The organism is Pseudomonas sp. GW821-FHT07F05 (assembly GCF_059418765.1).
In genome coordinates this window covers 49,381-75,545 of the sequence record NZ_JBWKQL010000016.1, presented here as the reverse complement: position 1 = coordinate 75,545, position 26,165 = coordinate 49,381, and the positions used below count along the sequence as shown (strand labels likewise).

The window sequence follows — 26,165 nt, the reverse complement described above, 5'->3', positions numbered from 1 at the left end:
ACACTTGGGTATGAGGTGAAGCTATGTTAAACCGTGAGCTCGAAGTCACCCTCAATCTGGCTTTCAAGGAGGCCCGCTCTAAACGTCATGAGTTCATGACCGTCGAGCACCTCCTGCTGGCCCTATTGGACAATGAGGCTGCCGCCACCGTACTGCGTGCCTGCGGCGCAAACCTCGACAAACTCAAACACGACCTCCAGGAGTTTATCGACTCCACCACGCCGCTGATCCCCGTGCATGACGAGGATCGCGAGACCCAACCTACACTCGGCTTCCAACGCGTTCTTCAGCGTGCGGTTTTCCATGTGCAGAGCTCCGGCAAGCGAGAAGTCACTGGCGCAAACGTGCTGGTGGCGATCTTCAGCGAGCAGGAAAGCCAGGCAGTGTTCCTGCTCAAGCAGCAGAGCGTTGCCCGTATCGATGTCGTCAACTATATCGCCCACGGTATTTCCAAAGTGCCGGGGCATGGCGATCAATCTGAAGGTGAGCAAGATATGCAGGATGACGAGGGCGGTGAGTCTTCTTCCTCAGGCAATCCTCTGGATGCCTATGCGAGCAACCTGAATGAGCTGGCCCGTCAAGGCCGCATCGATCCGCTGGTAGGGCGCGAGATGGAAGTCGAGCGCGTCGCTCAGATTCTCGCGCGGCGCCGCAAGAACAATCCGCTGCTGGTGGGCGAGGCCGGGGTGGGTAAAACCGCCATTGCCGAAGGCCTGGCCAAACGCATCGTCGACAATCAGGTGCCGGACCTGCTGGCCAACAGCGTCGTGTACTCCCTCGACCTGGGCGCACTGCTGGCCGGTACCAAATACCGTGGCGATTTCGAGAAGCGCTTCAAGGCGCTGCTCGGCGAGTTGAAGAAGCGTCCGCATGCGATCCTGTTCATCGACGAAATCCACACCATCATCGGTGCAGGCGCTGCGTCCGGTGGCGTGATGGATGCGTCCAACCTGCTCAAGCCGTTGCTGTCGTCGGGTGATATCCGTTGCATCGGTTCGACCACGTTCCAGGAATTCCGCGGCATCTTCGAAAAAGACCGTGCGCTGGCCCGTCGTTTCCAGAAGGTCGACGTCTCGGAGCCGTCTGTCGAGGACACCATCGGCATTCTGCGCGGTCTGAAGGGCCGTTTCGAACAGCATCACAATATCGAATACAGCGACGAAGCCCTGCGTGCCGCTGCCGAACTGGCATCGCGCTACATCAATGACCGTCACATGCCCGACAAGGCCATTGACGTGATTGACGAGGCGGGCGCCTATCAGCGGCTGCAACCGGTGGAAATGCGCGTCAAGCGCATTGAAGTGCCGCAGGTTGAAGACATCGTCGCGAAGATCGCGCGGATTCCGCCGAAGCACGTCAACAGCTCCGACAAGGAGTTGCTGCGTAACCTGGAGCGCGACCTGAAGCTGACCGTGTTTGGTCAAGACGCAGCCATCGACTCGCTGTCCACCGCGATCAAGTTGTCCCGTGCAGGCCTCAAGTCCCCGGACAAGCCTGTCGGTTCGTTCCTGTTCGCAGGTCCGACCGGTGTCGGCAAGACCGAGGCAGCGCGTCAGCTGGCCAAGGCGCTGGGTATCGAGCTGGTGCGTTTCGACATGTCCGAGTACATGGAGCGTCACACCGTATCGCGTCTGATCGGTGCGCCGCCGGGCTATGTCGGTTTTGATCAGGGCGGTCTGCTGACCGAAGCCGTCACCAAACAGCCGCATTGCGTGCTGCTGCTCGATGAAATCGAGAAGGCGCACCCTGAAGTCTTCAACCTGCTGCTGCAGGTGATGGACCACGGGACGCTCACCGACAACAACGGGCGCAAGGCGGACTTCCGCAATGTGATCGTGATCATGACCACCAACGCCGGTGCTGAAACGGCCGCGCGCGCTTCGATCGGTTTCACCCATCAGGATCACTCTTCTGATGCGATGGAAGTGATCAAGAAGAGCTTTACGCCGGAATTCCGCAACCGTCTGGACACCATCATTCAATTCGGTCGCCTCAGCCATGAGGTTATCAAGAACGTGGTGGACAAGTTCCTCACCGAGCTTCAGGCGCAGCTGGAAGACAAGCGCGTATTGCTGGAGGTGACCGACGCGGTGAGGGGTTATCTGGCCGAGGAGGGTTACGACGCAGCGATGGGTGCACGCCCGATGGCACGTCTGATCCAGGACAAGATCAAGCGTCCGCTGGCCGAGGAGATTCTGTTCGGCGAGTTGTCCGAGCATGGCGGTGTGGTACACATCGACATCAGGGACGGCGAGATCTCGTTCGATTACGAAACCACGGCTGAACTGGCCTGACGCTTCGGTTGATGCAACAAACCTGAAAGGCGCCGATTGGCGCCTTTTTTGTGTCTGGCTGGTTTGTGGGGTTTGGTTTGGGTTGGCTTGAGAATGTTACTTTGAAGCCCTTCGGGCCTTTTTGCGAGCAAGGTGGAGCGCCACCCCGGTCGCTCCCACATCTTTTGCAACGTGCCGCGTTCTGACGGACCGAGTGCTCTGCCTTTTTTGCAACGTGCCGCGGTCTGTGGGATCGAGTGATGCCGCCTCTATATTCCGCGCACAAAAAAACGCCCGGCATGGGCCGGGCGTTTTTGTTAAGACCTGTTAGCGGGCGCGGTAAGTGATGCGCCCTTTGCTCAAGTCGTAGGGCGTCAGCTCAACGCGGACCTTGTCGCCGGTAAGAATGCGGATGTAGTTCTTGCGCATCTTGCCGGAGATGTGCGCGGTTACGACGTGCCCATTTTCCAACTCCACACGGAACATGGTGTTGGGCAGGGTGTCGACGACAGTGCCTTCCATTTCGAAGCTGTCTTCTTTCGACATGCAGTAAAGCCCTCGGTATCCAATGAATGGCCCGGTGCAAACGGCAGCCAGGCAAAAGCGGGCTGCATTGTGCCCGAAAATTGAGGTTTAAGCCAAGGGCTTCAGTAAAGAGTGACCCATCTTTGATTGGTGAGCAGCTCGATGGGGCGATATTGGGTCTTGTAATTCATCTTTTTGCAGTTCTTTATCCAGTAACCGAGGTACACGGCATGCAATTGCATGCGTGCGGCTTCGGCGATCTGCCAGAGAATCGCGTAACGCCCCAGGCTGCGGCGCTCTTCCGAGGGTTCGTAGAACGTGTAAACGGCCGAAAGACCGTTGGGCAGCAGGTCAGTGACGGCAACGGCAAGTAGCCGGCCTTCCAGGCGAAATTCGTAAAACCGCGAGAACGGCAGGTCCCGTACCAGGAACGTGGAAAACTGGTCGCGACTTGGCGGGAACATATCGCCGTCCGCATGGCGCTGCTCGATGTAGCGCTGATACAGATCGAAGTACTCTTCACTGAAATGCGGCTTGGTGCTCGTCACTTCGAGGTCGGCGTTCCTTTTGAAAATACGTTTCTGCTGACGATCAGGCACGAACAGCCCGACCGGAATGCGCGCAGGCACGCAGGCGCTGCAGTTCTGGCAGTGCGGACGGTACAAATGATCGCCACTGCGGCGAAACCCCATGTCCGAGAGATCGGCATAGACCTGGACGTCCATCGGCTGGCTGGGGTCGAGAAACAGCGTGGTGGCTTGTTCCTCGGGCAGGTAGCTACAGGAGTGGGGTTGAGTGGCATAGAACTTCAGCCGCGCCAGCTCGGTCATGATCAACCCTCGAGAAAAACCTTGAGTTAAGAGTGTATGCCAGCCGACTCAAACTCGCCTAGGCAGCCAGTCGGCGCAAGTGCTCTTATCCAGATGTTCGCGCAGACAGTCGGCGAAGGTCTGCCGTGGAATCGACCGAGCGCCAAGGCTTAGCAGGTGCTCGGTCGGCATCTGGCAATCGATCAGGACAAATCCCCACGTTTGCAAATGTTCGACCAGCGTCGCAAAGCCGACCTTTGAAGCGTTGTCGGCGCGGCTGAACATGGATTCGCCAAAGAACAACTGGCCCATGGCCAATCCATACAAGCCGCCCACCAAGGCGTCGCCCTCCCAGACCTCAACGCTATGGGCGAACCCACGCGCGTGCAGTTCGATGTAGGCCGCCTGCATGGAGTCGGTTATCCATGTGCCGTCTGCGTAGGCCCGAGGTTCGGCGCACGCTTGAATGACCGCCGGGAAGTCCTGATCGAACGTGACCCGATAACGCCCTTGGCGCAGCAACTTGCCCAGACTGCGCGACACATGCAGTTCATCCGGAAACAGCACGGTACGCGGGTCCGGCGACCACCACAGAATCGGCTGGCCCTGCTGATACCAGGGGAAACAGCCATGGCGGTACGCAGCGATCAGGCGATCGGCAGACAAATCGCCGCCGCCGGCCAACAGTCCGTTGGGCTCGCGCATGGCTTTTTCCAGCGCAGGAAAATCAAGGGTGTCGCGTTGTAACCAGGTCAGCATGGCATCCAGACTTTACGAGAGGGGAGGGGAGTCAGCGCGGGTCGTCATTGCGAATTGCAACTCCGTGCTGCAAACGGGGTCACAAGCCGCCTGATCGAACCGGGATGTCGGACCGCTTGATTTCTTCATTCCGGCATGGCCTTTTGACAGTTCAAGGAACCAGTAGCTACGCGTCATAAGCCTTTGTCGGCAAAGAAAATGCGTGCCGCAATTGTCTGCGGGCGTCGAAGCTTGAAGATCGGCAAGCTCCGCGCCAGACTAACGTAGCGCGCGGCGCGCAAATCCGTACAATGCCGATGTTGTTTAACCTCATTTCAAGTCACCTGTCGAGCGTGCGTTATCGCAGTCGTGTTTTCCCCGGGGGTCATGCTGACCGTCGGACCGATATTCAGGCCCGATGTTCGGGAAAGGCACTGCCATTTCGCCAAGGCAGTCGTACACAGTCAATCATCAGATGTTCGCGCTTGCGCGCAGGAATTGAAGCGTTTTGAAGAAATCCACCATAGCACCCACCCCCGTTCCGCTCTGGCGGCAGCACCTGCACTACCGGCTCAAGGAAGGTGCACTGATCGCGTTCGGCGCGCTGTGTCTGTATCTGATCATGGCGCTACTGACCTACGATCAGGGCGATCCAGGCTGGAGCCACACGAGCAGCTCAAGCAATTCTGCCCAGGTTCAGAACGCCGCAGGCTTCGCCGGTGCGTACTCTGCCGACATCCTGTTCATGATCCTCGGCTACTTCGCCTACATCTTCCCGCTGTTGTTGGGGATCAAGGCCTATCAGGTTTTCCGCCATCGCCATGAGCCGTGGCAGTGGAGCGGCTGGCTGTTTTCCTGGCGCATGATCGGTCTGGTGTTTCTGGTACTCGCCGGCGCTTCGCTGGCGCACTTGCACTTTCATTCGGCATCGGGCCTGCCGGGTTCTGCCGGTGGCGTGCTGGGCGAAGTGCTGGGCGATCTGGCCAAGCGCGCGCTGAATGTTCAGGGCAGCACATTGCTGTTCATCGCCTTGTTTTTGTTCGGTCTGACCGTGTTCACCGATCTGTCCTGGTTCAAGGTCATGGACAACACCGGCAAGATCACCCTGGACCTGATCGAATTGTTCACGGGCTCGCTCAACCGCTGGTGGACCGCGCGCAACGAGCGCAAGCAGATGGTGGCTCAGCTGCGTGAAGTCGACATGCGTGTCGACGAAGTAGTTGCTCCGGTTGCCCCGGATCGACGGGAGCAAGCCAAAGCCAAGGAGCGCCTGATCGAGCGCGAACAGGCGTTGACCGAGCACATGGCCGCCCGCGAGAAGCACGTGCCCGCCGTCATTGCGCCGGCACCTCCACGGGCACCGGAGCCGAGCAAGCGCGTACAGAAAGAGAAACAGGCGCCGTTGTTCGTCGACAGCGCCGTAGAAGGCACCTTGCCGCCGATCTCGATCCTCGACCCGGCAGAGAAAAAGCAGCTCAACTATTCGCCTGAATCCCTGGCAGCGGTGGGTCATCTGCTGGAGATCAAGCTCAAGGAATTCGGCGTCGAAGTCACCGTGGACTCGATTCACCCCGGCCCGGTGATTACCCGTTACGAAATCCAGCCGGCTGCCGGCGTGAAAGTCAGCCGTATCTCGAACCTGGCGAAAGACCTGGCGCGCTCCCTGGCAGTGACCAGCGTCCGTGTGGTCGAGGTCATTCCCGGCAAGACCACCGTCGGTATCGAAATCCCCAACGAAGATCGTCAGATCGTGCGTTTCTCCGAGGTCCTGTCGACGCCGGAATACGACGACGCGAAATCACCGGTCACCCTGGCGCTGGGTCACGACATCGGCGGCAAGCCGGTCATTACCGACCTCGCCAAGATGCCGCACCTGCTGGTCGCCGGTACCACCGGTTCCGGTAAGTCGGTGGGCGTGAACGCGATGATCCTGTCGATCCTGTTCAAGTCCGGGCCGGAAGACGCCAAGCTGATCATGATCGACCCGAAGATGCTCGAGCTGTCGATCTACGAAGGCATCCCGCATTTGCTGTGCCCGGTGGTGACCGACATGAAAGACGCCGCCAACGCCTTGCGCTGGTCGGTGGCTGAAATGGAACGCCGCTACAAACTGATGGCCAAGATGGGCGTGCGTAACCTGTCGGGCTTCAACCAGAAGGTGCGCGAAGCGGAGGAGGCTGGCACGCCGCTGTCCGACCCGCTGTACCACCGCGAAAGCATTCACGACGAAGCGCCGCTGCTGACCAAGCTGCCGACCATCGTTGTGGTGGTCGACGAGTTCGCCGACATGATGATGATCGTCGGCAAGAAGGTCGAAGAACTCATCGCCCGTATCGCGCAGAAGGCCCGTGCGGCAGGCATCCACTTGATCCTCGCGACCCAGCGTCCGTCGGTGGACGTGATCACCGGCCTGATCAAGGCGAACATCCCGACGCGCATGGCGTTTCAGGTATCGAGCAAGATCGATTCCCGGACCATCATCGATCAGGGCGGCGCTGAACAACTGCTCGGGCACGGCGACATGCTCTACATGCCGCCAGGCACCAGCCTGCCGATTCGTGTGCACGGCGCGTTTGTGTCGGACGAGGAGGTTCACCGCGTGGTCGAGGCGTGGAAGCTGCGCGGCACGCCGAACTACAACGATGACATCCTGGCCGGCGTCGAAGAGCCGGGCAGCGGCTTCGACGGTGGCGGTGGCGGCGGTGATGGCGAAGACAGCGAAAGCGATGCGCTGTACGACGAAGCCGTGAAGTTCGTGCTGGAAAGCCGTCGTGCGTCGATCTCTGCGGTGCAGCGCAAGCTGAAGATTGGCTACAACCGCGCCGCGCGGATGATCGAAACCATGGAAAACGCGGGCGTCGTGACGCCGATGAACACCAACGGCTCGCGCGAAGTGATTGCGCCAGCCCCTGTGCGTGACTGACACTTCCCGGTCACGCGTTACCGGGCGTCGCCACCGCGGCGGCGCCCGGCTTCAACCACACTCAAAGAGGAATCCCATGCGTCTTATCCGCATGCTGTTGGTATCTGCACTGGCTTTTTCCGCTGTCTCGGCCCACGCCGACAGCAAGGACGTGGCGCGCCTGACCCAACTGCTGGAAAACTCGAAAACCTTGAGCGGGCGTTTCTCCCAGCTCACCCTCGACGGTGGCGGCACCCAGTTGCAGGAAACCGCCGGCGAGATGACGTTGCAGCGCCCGGGCCTGTTCTACTGGCACACCGACCCGCCGCAGGAGCAAACGATGGTCTCCGACGGCAAGAAGGTTTCCCTGTGGGACCCTGACCTGGAGCAGGTCACCATCAAGACCCTCGACCAGCGTCTGACCCAGACCCCGGCCCTGCTGCTGTCCGGCGACGTGTCGAAAATCAGCGAAAGCTTCGACATCACTGCCAAGGAAGCGGGTGGCGTGATCGACTTCGTGCTCAAGCCCAAGTCCAAGGACACGCTGTTCGACAGCCTGCGCCTGTCGTTCCGCAACGGCATGATCAACGACATGCAACTGATCGACAGCGTCGGCCAGCGCACCAATATCCTGTTCACCGGCGTCAAGGCCAACGAGCCTGTCGCGGCGAGCAAATTCCAGTTCCAGATCCCGAAAGGCGCTGACGTCATTCAGGAATAAAAGGGGTTCGCCTGTTTCATGGACCTGTTCAGCACTGAACCGATCGCGCAACCGTTGGCCGCCCGCCTGCGAGCGACCAATCTGGACGAGTACGTCGGCCAGCAGCACCTGCTCGCCCACGGCAAGCCACTGCGTGAAGCGCTGGAGCAGGGCGCGCTGCATTCGATGATTTTCTGGGGACCGCCCGGCGTGGGCAAAACCACGCTGGCGCGGTTGCTGGCGAAAGTCTCCGACGCGCATTTTGAAACGGTGTCGGCGGTGCTGGCGGGGGTCAAAGAGATCCGTCAGGCCGTAGAGATCGCCAAGCAACAGGCGGGTCAGTACGGCCGCCGGACCATTCTGTTCGTCGACGAAGTGCACCGCTTCAACAAATCGCAGCAGGATGCGTTTCTGCCCTACGTGGAAGACGGCACGCTGATCTTCATCGGCGCCACCACTGAAAACCCGTCATTCGAACTGAACAACGCGCTGCTCTCCCGCGCCCGGGTCTATGTGCTCAAGAGCCTGGACGAAGGGGCGCTACGTCAGTTGGTCAACCGCGCGCTGACCGAAGAGCGCGGGCTGGGCAATCGGCATCTGACGCTGGGCGACGAGGCGTTCACGACGCTTCTGGCCGCAGCGGATGGCGACGGTCGGCGGATGCTCAATCTGCTGGAAAATGCGTCTGACCTGGCGGAAGACGGCAGCGAAATCGATCCCGAATTGCTGCAAAGCCTGCTCGGTGACAGCCGTCGCCGTTTCGACAAGGGCGGCGAAGCGTTCTACGACCAGATTTCCGCGCTGCACAAATCCATTCGCGGCTCCAACCCCGATGCCGCGTTGTACTGGTTCGCGCGGATGATCGACGGCGGCTGCGATCCGCTGTATCTGGCGCGGCGCGTGGTGCGCATGGCCAGCGAAGACATCGGTAACGCCGATCCGCGCGCCTTGCCGCTGTGCATGTCGGCGTGGGATGTGCAGGAACGCCTCGGCAGTCCGGAAGGCGAACTGGCCGTGGCCCAGGCCATTGTGTATCTGGCCTGTGCGCCGAAGAGCAACGCCGTGTACATGGGTTTCAAAATGGCCATGCGCGAGGCCACCGATCACGGTTCGCTGGAAGTGCCGCTGCACCTGCGCAACGCGCCGACCAAGCTGATGAAACAGCTCGGCTACGGCGAAGAGTACCGCTACGCCCATGATGAGCCGGATGCCTACGCGGCCGGTGAAGACTACTTCCCCGACGAACTCGAACCGCGTCAGTATTATCAGCCGGTTCCCCGAGGCCTTGAGCTGAAGATCGGCGAAAAACTCAAACACCTGTCGGCGCTCGACCGCGCCAGTCCTCGCCAACGGAGAAAATAGTGATTCAGTTGATTCTTGCCGTGTCCGCCGGTGGCGTGGCTGGTACATTACTTCGTTTCGCGACGGCTAACGTGGTCGCTGCGAACTGGCCGCGCTATTTCTACACAGCAACGCTCGCCGTGAATCTGGTGGGCTGCCTGCTGATCGGTTTGCTCTACGGGCTGTTTCTGATCCGCCCGGAAGTCCCGATCGAAGTGCGCGCCGGATTGATGGTGGGAGTCCTTGGAGGCTTGACGACCTTTTCGTCTTTCTCACTGGACACGATTCGCCTGCTTGAAAGCGGCCAGGCTCCTCTGGCCATTGGTTACGCCCTCATCAGCGTACTGGGCGGGCTGCTCGCGACATGGGCCGGCCTGTCTTTGACCCGAATTTAATATACGAGAGACCGATATGCTCGACTCCAAACTGCTGCGTACTCAACTTCAGGACGTAGCGGATCGCCTGGCTTCCCGTGGCTACACACTGGACGTGGGCCGCATCGAAGCGCTGGAAGCCCAGCGCAAGACGGTGCAGACCCGCACCGAACAGCTTCAGGCCGAGCGTAACGCCCGTTCCAAATCCATCGGCCAGGCCAAGCAGCGCGGCGAAGACATCGCGCCGCTGATGGCCGACATCGATCGCATGGCTGAAGAGCTGAGCACCGGCAAGAAAGAGCTGGACGCCATCCAGTCCGAGCTCGACGGCATGGCCCTGAGTATGCCGAACCTGCCCCACGAATCGGTGCCGGTGGGCGCTGATGAAGAAGAGAACGTCGAAGTGCGCACATGGGGCACGCCGGCGTCGTTCGATTTCGCGGTTCAGGACCACGTTGCCCTGGGCGAGAAGTTCGGCTGGCTGGATTTCGAAACCGCTGCCAAGCTGTCCGGCGCCCGTTTCGCGTTGTTGCGTGGCCCGATTGCGCGCCTGCACCGTGCGCTGGCGCAATTCATGATCACGCTGCACATCAACGAGCATGGTTACGAAGAGACTTACACCCCGTATCTGGTCCAGGCCCCTGCGTTGCAGGGCACCGGCCAGCTGCCGAAATTCGAAGAAGACCTGTTCAAGATATCCCGCGAAGGCGAGGCCGATCTGTACCTGATCCCGACCGCCGAAGTGTCGCTGACCAACATCGTCTCCGGGGAAATCATCGACGCCAAGCAGCTGCCGTTGAAGTTCGTCGCCCACACCCCGTGCTTCCGCAGCGAAGCCGGCGCGTCGGGCCGCGATACCCGCGGCATGATCCGTCAGCACCAGTTCGACAAGGTTGAGATGGTGCAGATCGTCGAGCCGGAAAAATCCATGGAAGCGCTGGAGAGCCTTACCGGTCACGCCGAACGCGTTCTGCAACTGCTCGAATTGCCGTACCGCGTGCTGGCGCTGTGCACCGGCGACATGGGTTTCAGCGCAGTGAAAACCTACGACCTGGAAGTGTGGATTCCGAGTCAGGACAAATACCGTGAAATCTCGTCGTGCTCCAACTGCGGCGATTTCCAGGCGCGTCGCATGCAGGCGCGCTGGCGCAACCCGGAAACCGGCAAGCCGGAACTGGTTCACACGCTGAACGGTTCGGGTCTCGCAGTGGGTCGTACGCTGGTGGCGGTGCTGGAAAACTACCAGCAGGCCGACGGCTCGATCCGCGTGCCGGATGTCCTCAAGCCCTGGATGGGCGGCATCGAGGTGATCGGCTAAATGGAATTTCTGCCGCTGTTCCATAACCTTCGTGGCGCTCGGGTGCTGGTGGTGGGCGGCGGCGAGATTGCCTTGCGCAAGTCTCGCCTGCTAGCTGATTCCGGGGCGGTGCTGCGCGTGGTTGCCCCCGAGATCGGAGCGGAGGTGCGCGAGCTGATCGAGCGCAGCGGCGGCGAAGAGATTCTGCGCGGCTACACCGAGTCGGACCTCAACGGTTGCGTGCTGATCATTGCCGCCACCGACGATGAGCCACTCAATGCGCAAGTGTCAGCCGATGCCCGCCAGCGCGGTGTGCCGGTTAACGTGGTGGATGCGCCTGCGCTGTGCAGCGTGATCTTCCCGGCCATCGTCGATCGGTCGCCGCTGGTGATTGCGGTGTCCAGCGGTGGCGATGCGCCGGTGCTGGCACGGCTGATCCGCGCCAAGCTCGAAACCTGGATTCCACCGACTTACGGGCATCTGGCCGGTCTGGCCGCGCGCTTTCGCCATCAGGTGAAAGGGCTGTTTCCCAACGTTCAGCAGCGTCGGGCGTTCTGGGAGGATGTATTTCAGGGACCCATTGCTGACCGGCAACTGGCCGGGCAGGGCGCCGAGGCAGAGCGGCTGTTGCAGGCAAAGATTGACGGCGATGCGCCGGCCACGACCGGCGAGGTGTACCTCGTGGGCGCCGGGCCGGGCGATCCTGATCTGCTGACCTTCCGCGCGCTGCGTTTGATGCAGCAGGCGGATGTGGTGCTGTACGACCGCCTGGTAGCACCGGCGATTCTGGATCTGTGCCGCCGCGACGCTGACCGCGTCTACGTAGGCAAGCAGCGCGCCGATCACGCCTTGCCCCAGGATCAGATCAACCAGCAACTGGTGGATCTGGCCAAGCAGGGCAAACGCGTGGTGCGACTGAAGGGCGGTGATCCGTTCATCTTCGGCCGTGGCGGTGAAGAGATCGAAGAACTGGCGGCCCACGGCATTCCCTTCCAGGTCGTACCTGGCATCACGGCGGCCAGTGGTTGCGCGGCCTATGCCGGCATTCCGCTGACCCACCGCGATCACGCGCAGTCCGTGCGTTTCGTGACCGGTCATCTGAAGAACGGCTCTACCGATCTGCCATGGAAAGACCTGGTCTCACCATCCCAGACCTTGGTGCTCTACATGGGCCTGATCGGGCTGCCGGTCATTTGCGAACAGCTGATCAAGCACGGCCGATCGGCCGAAACCCCTGCGGCGCTGATTCAGCAGGGCACCACAGTCAACCAGCGCGTCTTCACCGGCACGCTGGCCAATCTGCCGCAACTGGTGGCGGAGCATGAGGTTCATGCGCCGACCCTGGTGATTGTGGGCGAAGTGGTGAAGTTGCGGGAAAAACTGGCGTGGTTCGAAGGGGCGCAGGCTAGCGTCTGATCACGACATGCGCCTGCCTGGCTTCGCGAGAGCTACACAATTCTTGTGGGAGTGAGCTTGCTCACGAAGACTGCCTTCCAGCCGCTGAAAATCTTGCGGATGCACTGGCCTATTCGCGAGCAAGCTCGCTCCCACAATGATCATGCACCGGGTGACGGGTTTCAGGTCTTTAACTGAAACCCATCAGTCGTTGTGCAAGATCCCTTTTCCGCTCAAACGCCCGCGATCATGCTCGCCGCTAAAGTCCTGCTGCGGGCCTTTTGGCACGATGCCGGTCGGGTTGATGGTGGCGTGGCTTGCGTAGTAGTGATGCTTGATGTGCACGAAATCCACTGTCTCGGCCACGCCCGGCAGCTGGTACATCTCGCGCACCCAGTTGCTCAGGTTCGGGTAGTCGGCAATGCGCCGCAGGTTGCACTTGAAGTGCCCGTGATACACCGCGTCAAAGCGAATCAGCGTGGTGAACAGGCGCACGTCCGCTTCGGTCAGGTATTCACCCGCCAGGTAGCGTTTCTCGCTGAGCAGGCTTTCCAGCGCATCAAGCTCGGCGAACACTTCGTCGAAGGCCTCTTCGTACGCACCTTGTGACGTGGCGAAACCGGCGCGGTAGACACCGTTGTTCACGGCCGGGTAGATACGGTCGTTCAGCCGGTCGATCTCGTCGCGCAGCGGCTCCGGATACAGATCCAGGTGATTGCCGGTCAGGTCGTCGAACGCCGAATTGAACATCCGGATGATTTCCGATGATTCATTGCTGACGATGCGATTCAGTTGTTTGTCCCACAGCACCGGCACGGTCACCCGACCGGTGTAATCGGCGGTGTCGGCGAGGTAGCGCTGGTACATGAACGTATGGCCATCCAGCGCGTCGCCGGTAGACCCTTTCTGCTTGTCGAACGTCCAGCCGTTTTCGCGCATCAGCCAACTGACCACGGAGACGTCGATCAGACTTTCCAGGCCCTTGAGCTTACGGACGATCAGCGTCCGATGGGCCCACGGGCAAGCCAGGGAAACGTACAAATGGTAGCGACCGGCTTCCGCCTTAAAGCCGCCTTCACCGGACGGGCCGGGCCGACCATCGCTGGTAACCCAGTTCCGGCGCTTGGCTTGCTCGCGCTGAAAAGCGCCGTCTTTGCTGCTTTCGTACCACTGGTCTTGCCAGCGTCCTTCAACGAGAAGGCCCATGTCTGACTCCAAAGTGAGCTGTACCGAAGTACGTTGGAGATCAGTCTAAAGGCAATCGTTCGAACGAATAACGCAAAGACTGGGGGGTAGCTATCGGCTAAATCGATCTGGTTCGGTTCGCCCAATACTGCTCGGCCTGCGCGAAGGCTTCAGTTCGCGGCATCCCGAGGCCCCGCAGTGCCAGCGCCATGGTGGCGATCAGCGCCAGTTGCGGGTAACTGTCCTCGATGTCGCCTTTCCAGATCGCGAGCAGATGCTGCGGATCGAGGGTGGCCGGCTTCACGTGGCGACGGTCCGACAACGCCGGCCATTCCTCGTCCCACGGCTGACCGTCAGTCGTGCCATACAAGTGGCTGATGGTGTCGGGATTGATCTCGACTTCACCGCCGTCGCCCTTGATCACGATGGCGTGGTCGCCGAGCAGGCTGCTGGCGTCGCGGTGTACGCCCTGATAACCCGGATGGAAAATACTCTGCAGCCCGCAGCGGGCACCCAGCGGATTGAGGATGCGCGCCAGGGAATGGATCGGCGAGCGCAGCCCTAGCGTGTTGCGCAGATCGATCATGCGCTGCAGCTGCGGCGCCCAGTCGCCGAGGGGGAAGAACGCAATGTTCTGCTGCTCCAGCGCTTCACCCACCGCCTGCCAGTTGCGGCACAGCGGAATGCCCAACAGCTCCAGCAACTGCTCGCTGTACAGGCGGCCGGCGGTGTGGGCGCCGCCGCCGTGCATCAATACGCGCACGCCGTTCTGTGCCAGGCACTTGGCGGCCAGCAGGTACCACGGCAGATGACGCTTTTTGCCGGCATACGTGGGCCAGTCGATATCGACCTTCAGTTCCGGCGCATGCAGCCGCTCGCGCACCGCTTCGGTGAAACCCGCGAGCTCATCCGGGCTTTCTTCCTTGTGTCGAAGCAACATCAGGAACGCGCCGAGTTGGGTGTCTTCGACTTTTTCATCGAGCACCATGCCCATGGCTTCCCGCGCTTCGGCGCGGGTCATGTTGCGCGCACCACGCTTGCCCTTGCCGAGAATGCGCACGAAGGGCGCGAACGGATGCTCGGCAGGGGTTTCGATGACGAGGGGAGTGAAGTCGGTCATAGGCAATTGGTCGGCTTGGGCAGGCCCGCCAGCTTGGCGGCAAGTTTGGCGGGAGTGCCGTTGAACAGACGATTCAAGTGCAAGCTGTTGCCCTTGTCGGCGCCCAGTTTCAGCGCGGTGTACTTGACCAGCGGCCGCGTGGCCGGGGACAGCTGAAACTCCGCGTAGAACGCACGCAGCAGTTCGAGAATTTCCCAGTGATCGGGAGTAAGGGCGATGTCTTCTTCAAGGGCCAGGGCTTCGGCGACTTCACTGGACCAGTCGTGGAGGTCCTCAAGATAGCCGTCTTTGTCCAGCGCGATGCTGTGCCCGTCGACGATGAGCTGTTTCATAGCCACGTATTGACCTTGTCGTATTGCACCGAGAGCGCGACGAAGCCGGCATAGTCGACGCCATGGGCCCAGTCAGGTAGCGCGATGTTTCGAGCGGTGGCGTCTTCATCGAGCACGAACAGTTTCAGGCTGCCCGTTTTCGCGCTCAGTGTCTGGGCGGTAGCGGCGTCTACGCGCAATGCATAGGTTGCGTCGCCGCACAAAAGGATCGCGTCTTGACTGCCGAGCACGCGCAGGCAACTGCTCAGGCGCGAATCGGTAAAAGGGGAGTGAGAGAGTACGTGCAGGGTAGCCATCAGATTGTGATCACCTGGTCGTAACGGTCAATGAGCCCAGCGATTTGCGGGTCATCCAGTACCTGAAGGGGTTCGACGCTCAAGCCGGTTGGCTGTATCCCACGCTGATTCAGGCTGGTGCCGCAGGCGAACAGGTCTTCCACACCGAACATCGACAACGCTTTCAGGTTTGCGGTCAGGTCTTTCTGCTGCACCTGACTGGGGTTCTGCGCCGTCGCCAGTTGAAACACGCCGTCGTCCATGAACAGCAGGGCGACCGGCAGATCGAATGCGCCGCCGGCCAGGGCAATGTCCAGTGCCTCGCGGGCATCCGGACCAGACCATGGCCCCTGACGGCTGATGATCAGTAATGACTTCGCCACGTCACGGCCCTCCGAAACAAATCAAACGGTCGGCCGCCTGGACCGCGTCGTGCAACTGACCCAGCCCCGACAATTCCCACGGTGCAGCAAGGTTCGCCGCAGGTCGCGAATAGCGTTCCGCTTCTTCGGCATTCAATACGCCCCGGCGCAGGGCCGCTGCGATGCAGACCACGCCATCAAGCTGGTGGGTGGTGACGAAATCACGCCATTGCGCGGCAGTGTCCGACTCGTCCTGAGGCGACACGACATTGCCGGACGCGCTGTGTACGCCGTCCTGATAAAAGAACAGGCGGACGATTTCATGGCCCTGGGCCAATGCGGCTTTGGCGAACATCAGCGCACGCCGCGAGGAGGGCGCGTGGGCGGGCGAATGCAGGGCGATGGCGAACTTCATGGGCGGCTCGGTGGGGCGCTGGCAGGGAACATGGGCGCAATGATAAAGAATTCATGAACGCCGGACAGCAAAAAGCCCGCCGAAGCGGGCTTTTTGTTGAAGCGGGCAAACTGATCAGTCTTTGCTGCCCATGATGCCGAAGATCTGCAACAGGCTGATGAACAGGTTGTAGATCGATACATACAGGCTGATGGTCGCCATGATGTAGTTGCGCTCACCGCCGTGGATGATCGCGCTGGTCTGAAACAGAATGCAGACCGACGAGAACAGCACGAAGCCGGCGCTGATCGCCAGTTGCAGGCCGCTGATCTGGAAGAACATGCTAGCCACCACGGCCCCGAGCAACACGAAGAAGCCTGCGGTGATGAAGCCGCCGAGGAAACTCATGTCCTTGCGGGTGATCAGCACATAAGCCGACAGACCACCGAAGACCAGTGCTGTCATCGCGAACGCGGAAGCAACGACTTCAGCGCCGCCCTGCATGCCGATGTAACGGTTGAGGATCGGGCCGAGGATGAAACCCATGAAGCCCGTCAGCGCGAACGCCGAGACCAGACCCCATGCGGAATCGCGCAATTTGTTGGTGAGGAAGAACAGACCGTAGAAGCCGATCAGCACGACGAAGACGTTCGGGTAACGCACGTTCATCTGTTGTGCAACGAACGCCATGACGCCGCTGAAGGCGAGGGTGAGGGCCAGAAGGCCGTAAGTGTTGCGCAGGACGCGGCTAACCTCTAGCTGCTCGACCTGCACGCGGTTGTTGACTGCGTAATCCTGTTCGCGCATGGCGCTACTCCTGATGGTGAAAACGAAGGGTTTGAAACCTCAAGTTGCAAAGATCATAACAGAGGCGAGGCAGCGCGCTAGCCGGAGAGTTTGACAGCTTGTTTCATTACGGTATTATGGCGCCCGCAAAGCGACGGAGGGGTGAAAAACTTCCGACGCCAGATGCTTCGGGGAATTGGCAGAGTGGTTGAATGCACCGGTCTTGAAAACCGGCGAACGTTAATAGCGTTTCTAGGGTTCGAATCCCTAGTTCCCCGCCAAACACAGTAAAAAGCCCTGCTCATGCAGGGCTTTTTCGTTTTCGGGGTCTGGTTTTTGCTCGGCTGCTTTTGATCGTAATCTATCGGATCATCCAGCCCGCGCTGCCCAAAGTTAGCAGATGCTAATCATGTGGCTGATAGCAGCCCGTCATTTACTGTATGCTAACCCGAAGCGATGATTGGACATGGACATTAACAAGCTTAGAGCTGACGCCCTGAAAGCCCTGATGGCCGGGGCCTCCCAGAAAGATTTCGCCAATCGGCACGGCCTTGATGCGTCGTATCTGTCCCAGATTCTTAACGGGCACAGAAATCTCGGCGAGAAAGCTGCTGCGAATTTGGAAGAGAAGATTGGCCTTCCTTCGGGAAGCCTGGTCAGCCCTGCTGCGTCCGAGACTTCCGCGACAGCAGTGAAGGCCGGGCTTTCGGCACTGGAACAGCTCAAGCAGTCCCTCGCCAAGGTGAAAGGCTTTTCAAATGAGGCGCGGGACCGGATTGTGGCGGCGGCTGCCGACCCGGATGACCAGAGCACAGACGTGCTTCCGGCCAATTACGCCGCGCTTCGTCCTACCCAGGAAGAGATTGTCATTCGCCAGTACGACATACGTGCAGCGATGGGTCACGGACAGGTGCCGCCTGATTACAATGAGGTAGTGCGCAACTTGGTTGTCAGAGAGGAGATTCTTCGCGAGAAAGGTGTGACCTACACCTCGAAGACAGCTCTGGCCATGATCAGTGGCTGGGGTCAGAGCATGGAAGGAACCATCAACGATAAAGACTTGGTGATCGTCGACAAAGGCGTGCAGGACTTCATCGGTGAGGGCATCTACGTACTGACCTGGCATCAAGAGCTGTACATCAAGCGCGTGATGCGACTGGACGAAGAGAATTACAGGCTTATTTCAGACAATCAGCATTATGAGAACCAGACGGCAAGGGTCGACGATGTGACGATCCATGCGAAGGTTTTATTGATCTGGAACGCAAGGAAAGCCTAGTTGCGCTGGCCGATGTGGCCGACTAATGGCCGGCACATGGAGTTTTTTGAAGGTACATACGCCCGCCAATCAAGCGGGCTTTTTTGTGCCCTTAGAAAGGCGCGGCTTCCTCCAATACTTCGAATTCGTCCCGCATCTGAACGCGGGGATCGTCATCTGACGGCGCCTCCCACTTCAGCGTGACCGAACGGTCTTCATCGTTGAAAACCATCTCTATCCCATCCACCTCCGCGATCGCCCCCATCACCTCGTCCCACTCCTTTTCGCCGTCAGTCTCCAGCTTATGGATCGTCACCCACATCTGATCCTGAGCGATGGGGTGGTTGATCATGCTCGCGACCCTTAGGTTCAGGCGCTCAAGGCCGGACATGGGCTCGCGCTCTTGAGGCTTGTTCTTCTCTGGCAGGGACATCAGTTTCTCCTTGATTACTGTATATGCGTACAGCTTTCGCAAGCATAACGGCAGTCAGCTGTTTGCAAAACCCCTGTCAGAAATATCGATCTGCTTCGAGCGACCAGCACCCATTCCAAGCGCGGAAATAATTTAGCGTTAGCTATTGACGGTAGATTTAGCGTTTGCTAACTTACGTCCATCGCAGCGGCTTACCGCTGCGGTACATGACTGGTGAAGCCGCCAGATAGCCAGGGACCAGCGAAGTGGTCTCCCAGCCCCGACAGGGATCGACTGGATCAAAGCTCTTTAGCAGGACGGAATCACCGATTTCGCTGGCTGGCCTTGGCAACAGGGCCAGACGGGAAATCAACGAAGAAAGAGAGGGCAGTCAGGCGGGTGCACTAACACCCACAGGGATCGCCAGATCGCAGGTTGTACCTGCAAACCAGCCGAGGCCCTTACTCTCCGCGCGAGCGGGGCGGAGCCTGGCAGAATCCAAAAGGCTTCGCAGAATGTTGAAAGATTGCAGATGTGGAAAGTGCAAAAGACTTCTCGCCCGTATCGGTGAGATGACGGAGCTCCAGATCAAGTGTGCCCGGTGCGGGACGTTGAATCATGTGAGGGCCACGTGCCCCGAGCTATCGCCTATGAGCGACATGAATGCGGAATTCTCCGCTAAAAATCATTCGACTCAAGGTAATCAAAATGTCCAATAGCAGCTCAGTAATCGCCCAGCTCAAAAACATTCCTCTGGTAGGAATCAACCTGGGCTCGGTCGCCAATGCTGGCCAGATCCTTCCAGGTTCGGCCGGCACTCATTATCAATGGCCCACTCGGGACACCATCACTCACTGGGTGAAGAACCTCGGTGTGCGCCTTATCCGTTTTCCGTTCGAACTGCAGCGCGCCATTGAGCTGTCGACAATTGACGGTCTGCCAGGTCAAGGCGCGAACTTGAAGCAGGAGTTCGTGGACAAGTGGAAGGAAATGCTGAAGGCGATCAGCGATGACTCTAACGGTGAAGCCAGGATCATTCCCGATCCGCATCACTACATGCGCCTGCATCGCTACCAGACCGATGCGAATGGCCAACTGACCGGTCAGCTTTACCCAAGTAAAGAGGCGGGTAACCAAGACGGTTGGAAGGTTACGGAGCAGGTTCTGATCCAGGATGGTAACTCCGTCGGTGGTGGCTCTTGGAGTGCGGTCCACTTGGCGAACTTCCACCAGAAGTTGGTTGTTGCGTGCGACGACCCTATGGTTCTTGGTTGGGGTTTGGGCAACGAGCCCTATCCAAACCCCAACGCCGGCGCAAAGGACTACATTACGTCGGGCGACTTGGAAACCCTTTACATCAACACGATGAATACCGTGCTGAAGGCCCTGCGCAATAGCTCCAAAAAGCCAGTCTTCGTCTGCGGCCTGCAATTCGCGAGTGCCAAGGACTGGGCGGGTGTCTCGGCGAATCTACAGTCGAAGATTGTGGATCCGGCGAATTCTATCGTGTGGGAAGCGCACGCCTATGCTGACGTCGATGGCGGATCGAGCGGTGCCTACAACGGCGACAACACCCAAATTTCGCCAACGGCGCTGCGCGACCAAATCGTGGGTCCGTTTCTGACTTACGCCAAAGCCAACAAGATGGCAGCATTCATCGGCGAGACTGGCATTCCACCAACGGACGCTGGCCGTACCGCGCTGAAGAATCTGCTCGACAAAGCCAAGGCTGAGAAAATCCCCGTCACCCTATGGGTCGCGGGTCCGGGCACTGACGGCGAGAAGATGAGCCTTGAAGCGAGTAACCAAGCGGCAACGGTTACGATGGTGAAGCCATACTTCGCTGAGCGCATCACTCAGTGGGGTTATGCACAAGCGTAGGTCTGGCTAGCAGAGCCTGAGCCTCCCATTCCGGGAGGCTTTCCTTCCCATTCTTCCAGTGACCGCGTGTGTGAACACCCGATCCGGAACGCTATATAACAGCACACGCGCTGCTCCGACGGGCAGCCTGAACGACATGCACTTATTCAGAGCCTCGGCATTCACCGAGGCTTTCTCGTATTTAGCCCTGCCACGCCTATCGCTCTAAGCCAGGCGTGCTGCGGGGCTGCCCCATTCCCCGAGCCCGAGAGGGCGGACTGTCGGAGGTCGACGAAGATGTCGGAAAAAACACCTGACTTCTGGGCCCACGTCTGGCTGATCATCACGACGCCGCTCTGGCAAGGAGCGATCATGGCCGCAACCATTTCTCTATTGCGCGTGGTCTATGAAGGCAAAGAAGCCAACAAATGGCGCGTTGTGCTTGAGGCGCTGATCTGTGGTGCATTGAGCCTGTCAGCCAGCAGCGTCATCGAATGGATGGCCTGGCCGTCGAGCCTGTCCGTTGCCGCCGGCGGCACCATCGGGTTCATCGGCGTGACCGCGATCCGCGAGCTGATTATCAGGTTCCTCGGACGCAAGGCGGACTCGCTATGAGCCTCGAACCAGTCGCCGTAGTAGCCAGGGTCGGCTCTACATCTCGGGCCATTGCGGTCGTCATTGTCATCGTGATGGGCCTGCTGATTGCCATCCAGCAGATCCGAGTGATCACGTTGCAAGGGGCCATCAGTGTCGAGGCCAAAGCCAAACAGGAAGCCGTCGACGCCAATAAGGAAAGCCAGGGCACGATCACGACGCTGCGCGCTGAAGCACAGCGCAACGCCGACTACACCGCCGACCTGAACAAGCGCATCAGGGGCAGTGAAGACAAAGCCAAGAAGGCGAGGAAGGAGTTCGATGACCTCAAGCGCACCAGTAAACCTGTTCGTGATTGGGCTGCTCAGCCTTTGCCTGACGGCCTGCGCGGCAAAGCCGCCAGTGGTAACAAAGACCACAGTCATAAGGCTGCAAGCCCCTGAGCTGATTCCGTGCGAGCGCGTCAATGCGGAGGATACCGATCTGCGTGACAACGGCGACGTATGGGAGCTGAAGGATCAGGCCATCAAGCTGCTCGACACATGCGCCGACCAGGTCGATGCGCAGATCGTTCGAAGCAAGAATAAGTAGGCCCGTTTTATTGGAGGTGCGTCGAGTCTGGAGGCACCCATGAGCGGATTCTTTGCCTGGAGAATAGTCATGACCGTGACTGATAAAGATCGCGATGTGCTCGCTCGCACGCTGTACGGCGAAGCTCGTGGGGAAGGGCTTGCCGGAATGGTTGCCGTGGCCTGGACGATCCGCAACCGCGTGAATGATGGACAAGAAAAATCATGGTGGGGCGAGGGCTATGCCGGGGTATGCCAGAAACCCTATCAGTTCAGTTGCTGGAACAGGGGCGACCCGAACTATCCGTTCCTGAGCGGCGCGCGACAGATCCCGTTCCGCGAGTTGGCGCAGTGCCAAATCGCTGCTGACCAAGTGATCGACGGGAAGGTGCCAGACCCCACCGGTGGGGCAACTCATTACTACGCGACCACTCTGTCGAAGGCTCCGGAGTGGGCTGCCAGGGCTAAGCGGACTCTGAAACTCGGGGACCACGTATTTTTCAAAGACGTTCCGTGATCTACGGCACGAGCCCGCCGGGCTTTCGCAGCACCTGCGATACAACCACGCTCGAAAAAAGTTCCTCAAGTAAAAAGCCTAATTGTCGACACTTTGATTAAGGTCTGAGCACAGTTCAACCCTGGGCGAGCCTGACTTTCAAACGCGCACTCACGCGCCACCTTAAGCTCAATTATCAGCCAGGGAAGGGCTTTGCCGGGATTTAGATAATGCTAAGTAAGCTAAGCATATCTCAAAAGCTGTATTTCAGTTTCTTCGTTATCGTATTGCTAATCGGGATGTTGGTAGGAAGCGCGTACAAGGGGTTTGAAGAGGTTGAAACCGCAACCAGGAGCAATGTGCATAGCTATCAAGTGCTTAGCGGAACACAGGTCGCACTGGAACAGTTGATTAATATTGAAACTGGCATGCGCGGATTCGTCATTTCGTCAAAAGACTCATTTCTAGAACCCACGATGATGGGCGAAAAGCAGTTCGCCGAGGTGCTCAACCTGCTCAAAAGTTTGACCGCCGATAACCCGCAACAGCAACAAAGACTTGCCCAGCTTGGCGAAATTCAGAAACGGTGGATTGACGAAGACGTGCACCCGATCATCGCTATGCGCAGAGATTTGACTCAGCGCAGTGCCCCCGATGACCCTTTAGACCAGCGTATTACCTCAGGGGCTGACAAGGCCAAAATGGACAGCATGCGGGCTGTATTGGGAGACATCACCGCTGATGAGAACAAATTGCTGGATATCCGAAACCAGGCAATGGCGGACGCCAAGCATGATGCATTGTTGATTCTGATCTGGGGAGGCATCGCAGCAACGGTTCTATCCGTCATCTTGGCTACCACGTTGGGCCGTAGTACCTCCGCACGCCTGCAACTCGCTATCGACGCAGCCACTGCAATCGCCAACGGTAAGCTGGATACCGTTATTGACACCAGTAGCCATGATGAGCTGCCCAAAGCCTTCTTGCGTATGCAGACTCGGCTAAGAGAGATGATCCAGCAAATCAGCCTCGCTGCCAGTCAGCTAGTTATCGCTGTGCAACAAATTTCGGGGGCATCCGAGCAACTTTCCGGCGCTATTCAAGAGCAATCAACGTCCGCGTCAATGATGGCTGCAACTGTCGAAGAATTGACCGTCAGCATTCACCATGTCTCCGAAAATGCGGATGAAGCTCACACGTTGGCTACCCGCTCAGGCCAGCAATCGAAGGATGGTGCACAAGTTATAGAAAGCACCCTGTCCAGCATGATGGGCATCGCAAAAACAGTGCAGCTTTCCTCTACACAGGTCGCAGGCTTGGGCCAGCATTCCGAGCAGATTTCCTCAATTATCAGTGTGATCCAAGGTATCGCTGATCAGACCAATTTACTCGCCCTTAACGCCGCCATTGAGGCGGCGCGGGCGGGTGAACAGGGGCGTGGATTTGCAGTAGTGGCCGACGAGGTGCGCTTGTTAGCGCAGAACACAGGCAAATCGACCAAGGAAATCGCAACCATGATCGGAAAGATTCAATCTGGCGTCCGCGAAACCGTAGAAAGCATGCGCAGCGGGGTCCAGGAAGTGAATGACGGCGTGGAAATGGCGGGTAGTGCCGGCACGGCAATAGGCGAGATACGCGACAGCTCGAACAAGGTACTCGAAGTTGTAGACCAGATTTCCCTGGCCTTGCGGGAGCAGACGGCAGCTAGTCAGGATGTAGCTCGGAATGTGGAGCGCACTGCGCAGATGGCTGAACAAAATAATATGTCCATTCAGGACTTGCTGAAGACGAGCGGCGGGTTGAAAAATCTTGCCACCAGCCTGCAAGTGGAAGTCAGCAAGTTTCAGATGTAGCGAAGGCGATCTCCAGCCGTAACCGTTTAACACTGCCAAGGCTAACTTGGATCTCTTGACCCTGAGCGAGCAAATCAGAGGGCTTCTGTAAATCAGAGGTCTTTCTGTTTAGACAGAGAAAAGCGCAGACCTTTGTCACATTGGGCTGCGCTTCTCGGCACTCCGCAGGGAATGTCTGATTTATTTGCCCAGCTTTTTACGTACGTCTACCACCATTGGACCGACTGCCTTTACTGCGGCTTTGAGTTGTTCTTCGGTCACCCCAAACTCGTTAGTCCAGTACTGCAGCTCCCAGGCTTCAGAGGTATTCACTCTGGCTCTGTCCTGTGGTCCGCGATTACCTAAATTGTCAGCCATTTTCTACGCCCTTATGAGATAGCCTGGCTATTCCAGGCCAACGAAGCATAGGCCATCCTGAGCGTCTGACATGGGCGCAAGACATCTACCGGAGCGGCATCTGTGAGCGGTAGAAACCAGTGGTGTTGAAAGCCGGCGAGGGTTGAGACCGTTTCCGGGGTTCAAATCTCCAGGTCCGCCAAACACAGTAAAAAGCCCCGCATCTGCGGGGCTTTTTAGTTTTCGGGGTCTGGTTGGAAATGGGCTCTGAAGTCCGGGCGTCAGGGCCGCGGTGGGCTAAAGCCGGAACTTGCCGACCATGTCATTGAGCCGGACCGCCAGCTTCGACAGCTCGTTGCTTGCTTCCAGTGTCTGTCTCGCGCCTTCGGTGCTCTGCATTGCCAGATCCCGAATGCTCACCAGGTTTCTGTCCACATCGCGGGCAACATGGGCTTGCTCCTCCGACGCCGTCGCAATCTGCATATTTCGTTCATTGATTTCCAGGACCGCATCGGTGATCAGGCGCAGGGACGAGCCGGCGTCTTTCGCAGAGGTCAGCGTGCTGTAAACCTCCTGCCTGCTTTTGTCCATGGACTCCACGGCAGCGGCAGACCCTGACTGGACCTTGGTGATCATCTGCTCGATTTCCTGCGTGGACAGTTGGGTCCGGTGCGCCAGTGCCCGAACCTCGTCTGCCACCACAGCGAATCCTCGTCCCTGTTCCCCGGCGCGCGCCGCCTCAATCGCTGCGTTCAACGCGAGCAGGTTTGTCTGCTCGGCAATGGCCCTGATGACGCTCAGCACTTTTGTAATATCGTCCGCCTGACTGGCCAGGGCCTTGACCTGAACCACTGAATTGTCCACGAGGTCGGCGAGGCTCGTCATGGCCGTCACCGTGTTGACGACCCTGCGGTTCCCCTCTTCGGCGGATGTGCTGGATGACTTCGCGGCCTCGGACGTTGAGTTCGCATTTCTCGCCACTTCTTCCACTGCCGCACTCATTTCGGTGACCGCAGTGGCCGCCTGTTCGATCTCGCTGTTCTGTCTTTGAAGTGTCCGGTCTGCGCTTTCGGTGATCGATGTCATTTCGACGGAGGCGGTGCTCAGTTGGTCGGCTGCTCCCGATATCTCAGTGATCGTGGTCTTTAAATTGCCGGCCATGACATTGAGCGCAATCATCAAACTGGATACCTCATCTCGCCCCGTCACGGCGAGGACACCGGAGAGGTCGCCCGTCGCGATTTGCTCCGCGAAGGTCAATGAGCTGGCAACCGGCCTTACGATGCTTCGGGTCAGGGCATACGCCAGGCCTATGGTGAGCACCGATGCAACCAGAACAACCGAGATAAGAACCATGATGCTGTGGCTGTAAACCTCTGCAGCGCGATGCCCGGCGTTAACTGCGTTCTGTGAATTAAGGTCTCGCAGCTTTGTGAGCTCTGCCTGATACTGCGTCGCGGTCTGCGCCTGTTCGTTGTTGGCATAGTCCAGCGCGCTTTGATGGTCGGTTTTATTCAGCGAAATAATGTTTTTGACGCCAGCTATGTATTTCTCCATCAGGCCGTTCGCGGTCTGAAACTGCTTGTTATCCTCTTCGTCAGTAACCAGGTGTGCTCGGTAGTAACCCGTCTTGTCTTCGAGCATGGCAATGTCCTGAAAAATACTATCGGTGACCTTGCGTTGTGCGTCTGAGCCCGCCACCGCCAGCGATCGTATGCTTTCCAGACGGGTATGCAGCAGGGCGATCTGGATATCGTCAATCACCTGAATGCTGGGCACCACGTCGGTTTCCAGCTTTTGTTCAGTGGTACGCATTTCATCAATTTGAACGTAGGCGAACAGGCCAAGGCCTAGCAGAATGAGCGTAATCAGACCAAAGCAGAGCAGCGCTCTGGTCGAAATCTTAAAGTTTTGTAGTTGCATGTGGGTCTCTCCGGAGCTCCAAAGGAATGCTGAGGTCCGTTCCAGCTATCAGCGTG

At 58.8% G+C, this 26,165-nt stretch carries 28 protein-coding genes, 1 tRNA gene and 1 pseudogene; 16 read left to right on the top strand and 14 right to left on the bottom strand.

Annotated elements, in window-relative coordinates; genetic code table 11:
• Positions 1 to 23: 23 nt before the first annotated feature.
• Positions 24 to 2,294, top strand: coding sequence for an ATP-dependent Clp protease ATP-binding subunit ClpA (clpA, locus tag AC07RO_RS24210; protein WP_495087253.1), 2,271 nt, complete (start codon positions 24 to 26; stop codon positions 2,292 to 2,294).
• A gap of 306 nt (positions 2,295 to 2,600) precedes the next feature.
• On the opposite strand, the gene infA is transcribed toward clpA, so the two are convergent.
• The 3 genes from infA to aat form a co-directional block, all read right to left on the bottom strand.
• Positions 2,601 to 2,819 carry a translation initiation factor IF-1 gene (gene infA, locus AC07RO_RS24205; protein WP_002553999.1) on the bottom strand — a complete coding sequence of 73 codons (219 nt, stop codon included), beginning with the start codon at positions 2,817 to 2,819 and terminating at the stop codon, positions 2,601 to 2,603.
• Between the two features lie 101 nt (positions 2,820 to 2,920).
• Positions 2,921 to 3,628 (bottom strand): arginyltransferase, encoded by a 708-nt coding sequence (locus tag AC07RO_RS24200; RefSeq protein WP_065989154.1) that lies wholly within the window; start codon positions 3,626 to 3,628, stop codon positions 2,921 to 2,923.
• Between the two features lie 48 nt (positions 3,629 to 3,676).
• The gene (aat, locus tag AC07RO_RS24195; protein WP_495087252.1) at positions 3,677 to 4,366 is read right to left on the bottom strand and encodes a leucyl/phenylalanyl-tRNA--protein transferase; all 690 of its coding nucleotides are present in this window, start codon (positions 4,364 to 4,366) and stop codon (positions 3,677 to 3,679) included.
• A gap of 487 nt (positions 4,367 to 4,853) precedes the next feature.
• Between aat and AC07RO_RS24190 the strand changes: the two genes are divergently transcribed.
• The 6 genes from AC07RO_RS24190 to cysG all read left to right on the top strand — a co-directional run bounded on the left by AC07RO_RS24190 (position 4,854) and on the right by cysG (position 12,375).
• Positions 4,854 to 7,268 carry a DNA translocase FtsK gene (locus AC07RO_RS24190; protein ID WP_282370040.1) on the top strand — a complete coding sequence of 805 codons (2,415 nt, stop codon included), beginning with the start codon at positions 4,854 to 4,856 and terminating at the stop codon, positions 7,266 to 7,268.
• A gap of 76 nt (positions 7,269 to 7,344) precedes the next feature.
• Complete coding sequence (gene lolA / locus AC07RO_RS24185) at positions 7,345 to 7,968, top strand: outer membrane lipoprotein periplasmic chaperone LolA (protein WP_282370037.1); 624 nt, start codon at positions 7,345 to 7,347, stop codon at positions 7,966 to 7,968.
• Between the two features lie 18 nt (positions 7,969 to 7,986).
• Positions 7,987 to 9,309 carry a replication-associated recombination protein A gene (locus AC07RO_RS24180; RefSeq protein WP_495087251.1) on the top strand — a complete coding sequence of 441 codons (1,323 nt, stop codon included), beginning with the start codon at positions 7,987 to 7,989 and terminating at the stop codon, positions 9,307 to 9,309.
• A complete protein-coding gene (gene crcB, locus AC07RO_RS24175) occupies positions 9,309 to 9,683 on the top strand; it encodes a fluoride efflux transporter CrcB (RefSeq protein WP_282370032.1) in 375 nt (124 codons plus the stop codon). Before AC07RO_RS24180 ends, crcB begins: the two co-directional genes overlap by 1 nt.
• 16 nt (positions 9,684 to 9,699) lie before the next feature.
• Positions 9,700 to 10,980, top strand: a complete 1,281-nt coding sequence (gene serS, locus AC07RO_RS24170; RefSeq protein ID WP_495087250.1) for a serine--tRNA ligase — start codon at positions 9,700 to 9,702, stop codon at positions 10,978 to 10,980.
• Positions 10,981 to 12,375: a siroheme synthase CysG gene (cysG, locus tag AC07RO_RS24165; protein ID WP_346628123.1), complete on the top strand. Its 1,395-nt coding sequence runs from the start codon at positions 10,981 to 10,983 to the stop codon at positions 12,373 to 12,375.
• A gap of 183 nt (positions 12,376 to 12,558) precedes the next feature.
• Here the strand turns inward: cysG and AC07RO_RS24160 are convergent, their stop codons facing one another.
• From AC07RO_RS24160 to AC07RO_RS24130, 7 genes are all read right to left on the bottom strand, one after another.
• On the bottom strand, positions 12,559 to 13,560 hold the full coding sequence (locus AC07RO_RS24160; protein ID WP_495087249.1) for a glutathione S-transferase family protein: 1,002 nt from the start codon (positions 13,558 to 13,560) through the stop codon (positions 12,559 to 12,561).
• A gap of 97 nt (positions 13,561 to 13,657) precedes the next feature.
• The gene (locus AC07RO_RS24155; RefSeq protein ID WP_495087248.1) at positions 13,658 to 14,659 is read right to left on the bottom strand and encodes a glycosyl transferase family protein; all 1,002 of its coding nucleotides are present in this window, start codon (positions 14,657 to 14,659) and stop codon (positions 13,658 to 13,660) included.
• On the bottom strand, positions 14,656 to 14,991 hold the full coding sequence (locus tag AC07RO_RS24150; protein ID WP_346628126.1) for a TusE/DsrC/DsvC family sulfur relay protein: 336 nt from the start codon (positions 14,989 to 14,991) through the stop codon (positions 14,656 to 14,658). The genes AC07RO_RS24155 and AC07RO_RS24150 overlap by 4 nt, the downstream gene beginning before the upstream one ends.
• Positions 14,988 to 15,287, bottom strand: coding sequence for a sulfurtransferase complex subunit TusB (gene tusB, locus AC07RO_RS24145; RefSeq protein WP_495087247.1), 300 nt, complete (start codon positions 15,285 to 15,287; stop codon positions 14,988 to 14,990). The genes AC07RO_RS24150 and tusB overlap by 4 nt, the downstream gene beginning before the upstream one ends.
• Entirely contained in the window at positions 15,287 to 15,649 is a 363-nt protein-coding gene (gene tusC / locus AC07RO_RS24140) for a sulfurtransferase complex subunit TusC (protein WP_495087246.1), read from the bottom strand. The genes tusB and tusC overlap by 1 nt, the downstream gene beginning before the upstream one ends.
• Before the next feature lies 1 nt (position 15,650).
• Complete coding sequence (tusD, locus tag AC07RO_RS24135) at positions 15,651 to 16,043, bottom strand: sulfurtransferase complex subunit TusD (RefSeq protein ID WP_423574720.1); 393 nt, start codon at positions 16,041 to 16,043, stop codon at positions 15,651 to 15,653.
• 114 nt (positions 16,044 to 16,157) lie between these two features.
• Complete coding sequence (locus AC07RO_RS24130; protein WP_133777231.1) at positions 16,158 to 16,829, bottom strand: Bax inhibitor-1/YccA family protein; 672 nt, start codon at positions 16,827 to 16,829, stop codon at positions 16,158 to 16,160.
• A 169-nt stretch (positions 16,830 to 16,998) separates the two neighbouring features.
• Between AC07RO_RS24130 and AC07RO_RS24125 the strand changes: the two genes are divergently transcribed.
• Positions 16,999 to 17,089 (top strand) — tRNA-Ser (locus tag AC07RO_RS24125).
• A gap of 185 nt (positions 17,090 to 17,274) precedes the next feature.
• Positions 17,275 to 18,087, top strand: coding sequence for an XRE family transcriptional regulator (locus AC07RO_RS24120; protein WP_346631377.1), 813 nt, complete (start codon positions 17,275 to 17,277; stop codon positions 18,085 to 18,087).
• A 91-nt stretch (positions 18,088 to 18,178) separates the two neighbouring features.
• Here AC07RO_RS24120 and AC07RO_RS24115 read toward each other — a convergent pair whose 3' ends face one another.
• On the bottom strand, positions 18,179 to 18,499 hold the full coding sequence (locus AC07RO_RS24115; RefSeq protein WP_423574719.1) for a DUF1654 domain-containing protein: 321 nt from the start codon (positions 18,497 to 18,499) through the stop codon (positions 18,179 to 18,181).
• 494 nt (positions 18,500 to 18,993) lie between these two features.
• Between AC07RO_RS24115 and AC07RO_RS24110 the strand changes: the two genes are divergently transcribed.
• From AC07RO_RS24110 to AC07RO_RS24080, 7 genes are all read left to right on the top strand, one after another.
• The gene (locus AC07RO_RS24110; RefSeq protein WP_346628131.1) at positions 18,994 to 19,197 is read left to right on the top strand and encodes a Com family DNA-binding transcriptional regulator; all 204 of its coding nucleotides are present in this window, start codon (positions 18,994 to 18,996) and stop codon (positions 19,195 to 19,197) included.
• On the top strand, positions 19,187 to 20,359 hold the full coding sequence (locus AC07RO_RS24105) for a cellulase family glycosylhydrolase (protein ID WP_495087245.1): 1,173 nt from the start codon (positions 19,187 to 19,189) through the stop codon (positions 20,357 to 20,359). Before AC07RO_RS24110 ends, AC07RO_RS24105 begins: the two co-directional genes overlap by 11 nt.
• A gap of 276 nt (positions 20,360 to 20,635) precedes the next feature.
• The gene (locus tag AC07RO_RS24100; protein ID WP_192174817.1) at positions 20,636 to 20,953 is read left to right on the top strand and encodes a phage holin, lambda family; all 318 of its coding nucleotides are present in this window, start codon (positions 20,636 to 20,638) and stop codon (positions 20,951 to 20,953) included.
• Positions 20,950 to 21,375, top strand: a complete 426-nt coding sequence (locus tag AC07RO_RS24095; RefSeq protein ID WP_495087244.1) for a hypothetical protein — start codon at positions 20,950 to 20,952, stop codon at positions 21,373 to 21,375. Before AC07RO_RS24100 ends, AC07RO_RS24095 begins: the two co-directional genes overlap by 4 nt.
• Positions 21,284 to 21,523, top strand: a complete 240-nt coding sequence (gene lysC / locus AC07RO_RS24090) for an Rz1-like lysis system protein LysC (protein ID WP_346631374.1) — start codon at positions 21,284 to 21,286, stop codon at positions 21,521 to 21,523. Before AC07RO_RS24095 ends, lysC begins: the two co-directional genes overlap by 92 nt.
• A 69-nt stretch (positions 21,524 to 21,592) precedes the next feature.
• Positions 21,593 to 22,018, top strand: coding sequence for a cell wall hydrolase (locus tag AC07RO_RS24085; RefSeq protein WP_346631373.1), 426 nt, complete (start codon positions 21,593 to 21,595; stop codon positions 22,016 to 22,018).
• Positions 22,019 to 22,227: 209 nt separating this feature from the next.
• Entirely contained in the window at positions 22,228 to 23,850 is a 1,623-nt protein-coding gene (locus AC07RO_RS24080) for a methyl-accepting chemotaxis protein (RefSeq protein ID WP_495009813.1), read from the top strand.
• Positions 23,851 to 24,030: 180 nt separating this feature from the next.
• On the opposite strand, the gene AC07RO_RS24075 is transcribed toward AC07RO_RS24080, so the two are convergent.
• The 3 genes and pseudogenes from AC07RO_RS24075 to AC07RO_RS24065 all read right to left on the bottom strand — a co-directional run.
• On the bottom strand, positions 24,031 to 24,207 hold the full coding sequence (locus AC07RO_RS24075) for a DUF3606 domain-containing protein (RefSeq protein ID WP_282369999.1): 177 nt from the start codon (positions 24,205 to 24,207) through the stop codon (positions 24,031 to 24,033).
• Between the two features lie 276 nt (positions 24,208 to 24,483).
• The gene (locus AC07RO_RS24070) at positions 24,484 to 25,272 is read right to left on the bottom strand and encodes a methyl-accepting chemotaxis protein (protein WP_407073265.1); all 789 of its coding nucleotides are present in this window, start codon (positions 25,270 to 25,272) and stop codon (positions 24,484 to 24,486) included.
• A 69-nt stretch (positions 25,273 to 25,341) separates the two neighbouring features.
• Positions 25,342 to 26,109: pseudogene (locus tag AC07RO_RS24065) on the bottom strand (MCP four helix bundle domain-containing protein); the annotation flags it as partial.
• Between the last annotated feature and the right edge of the window lie 56 nt (positions 26,110 to 26,165).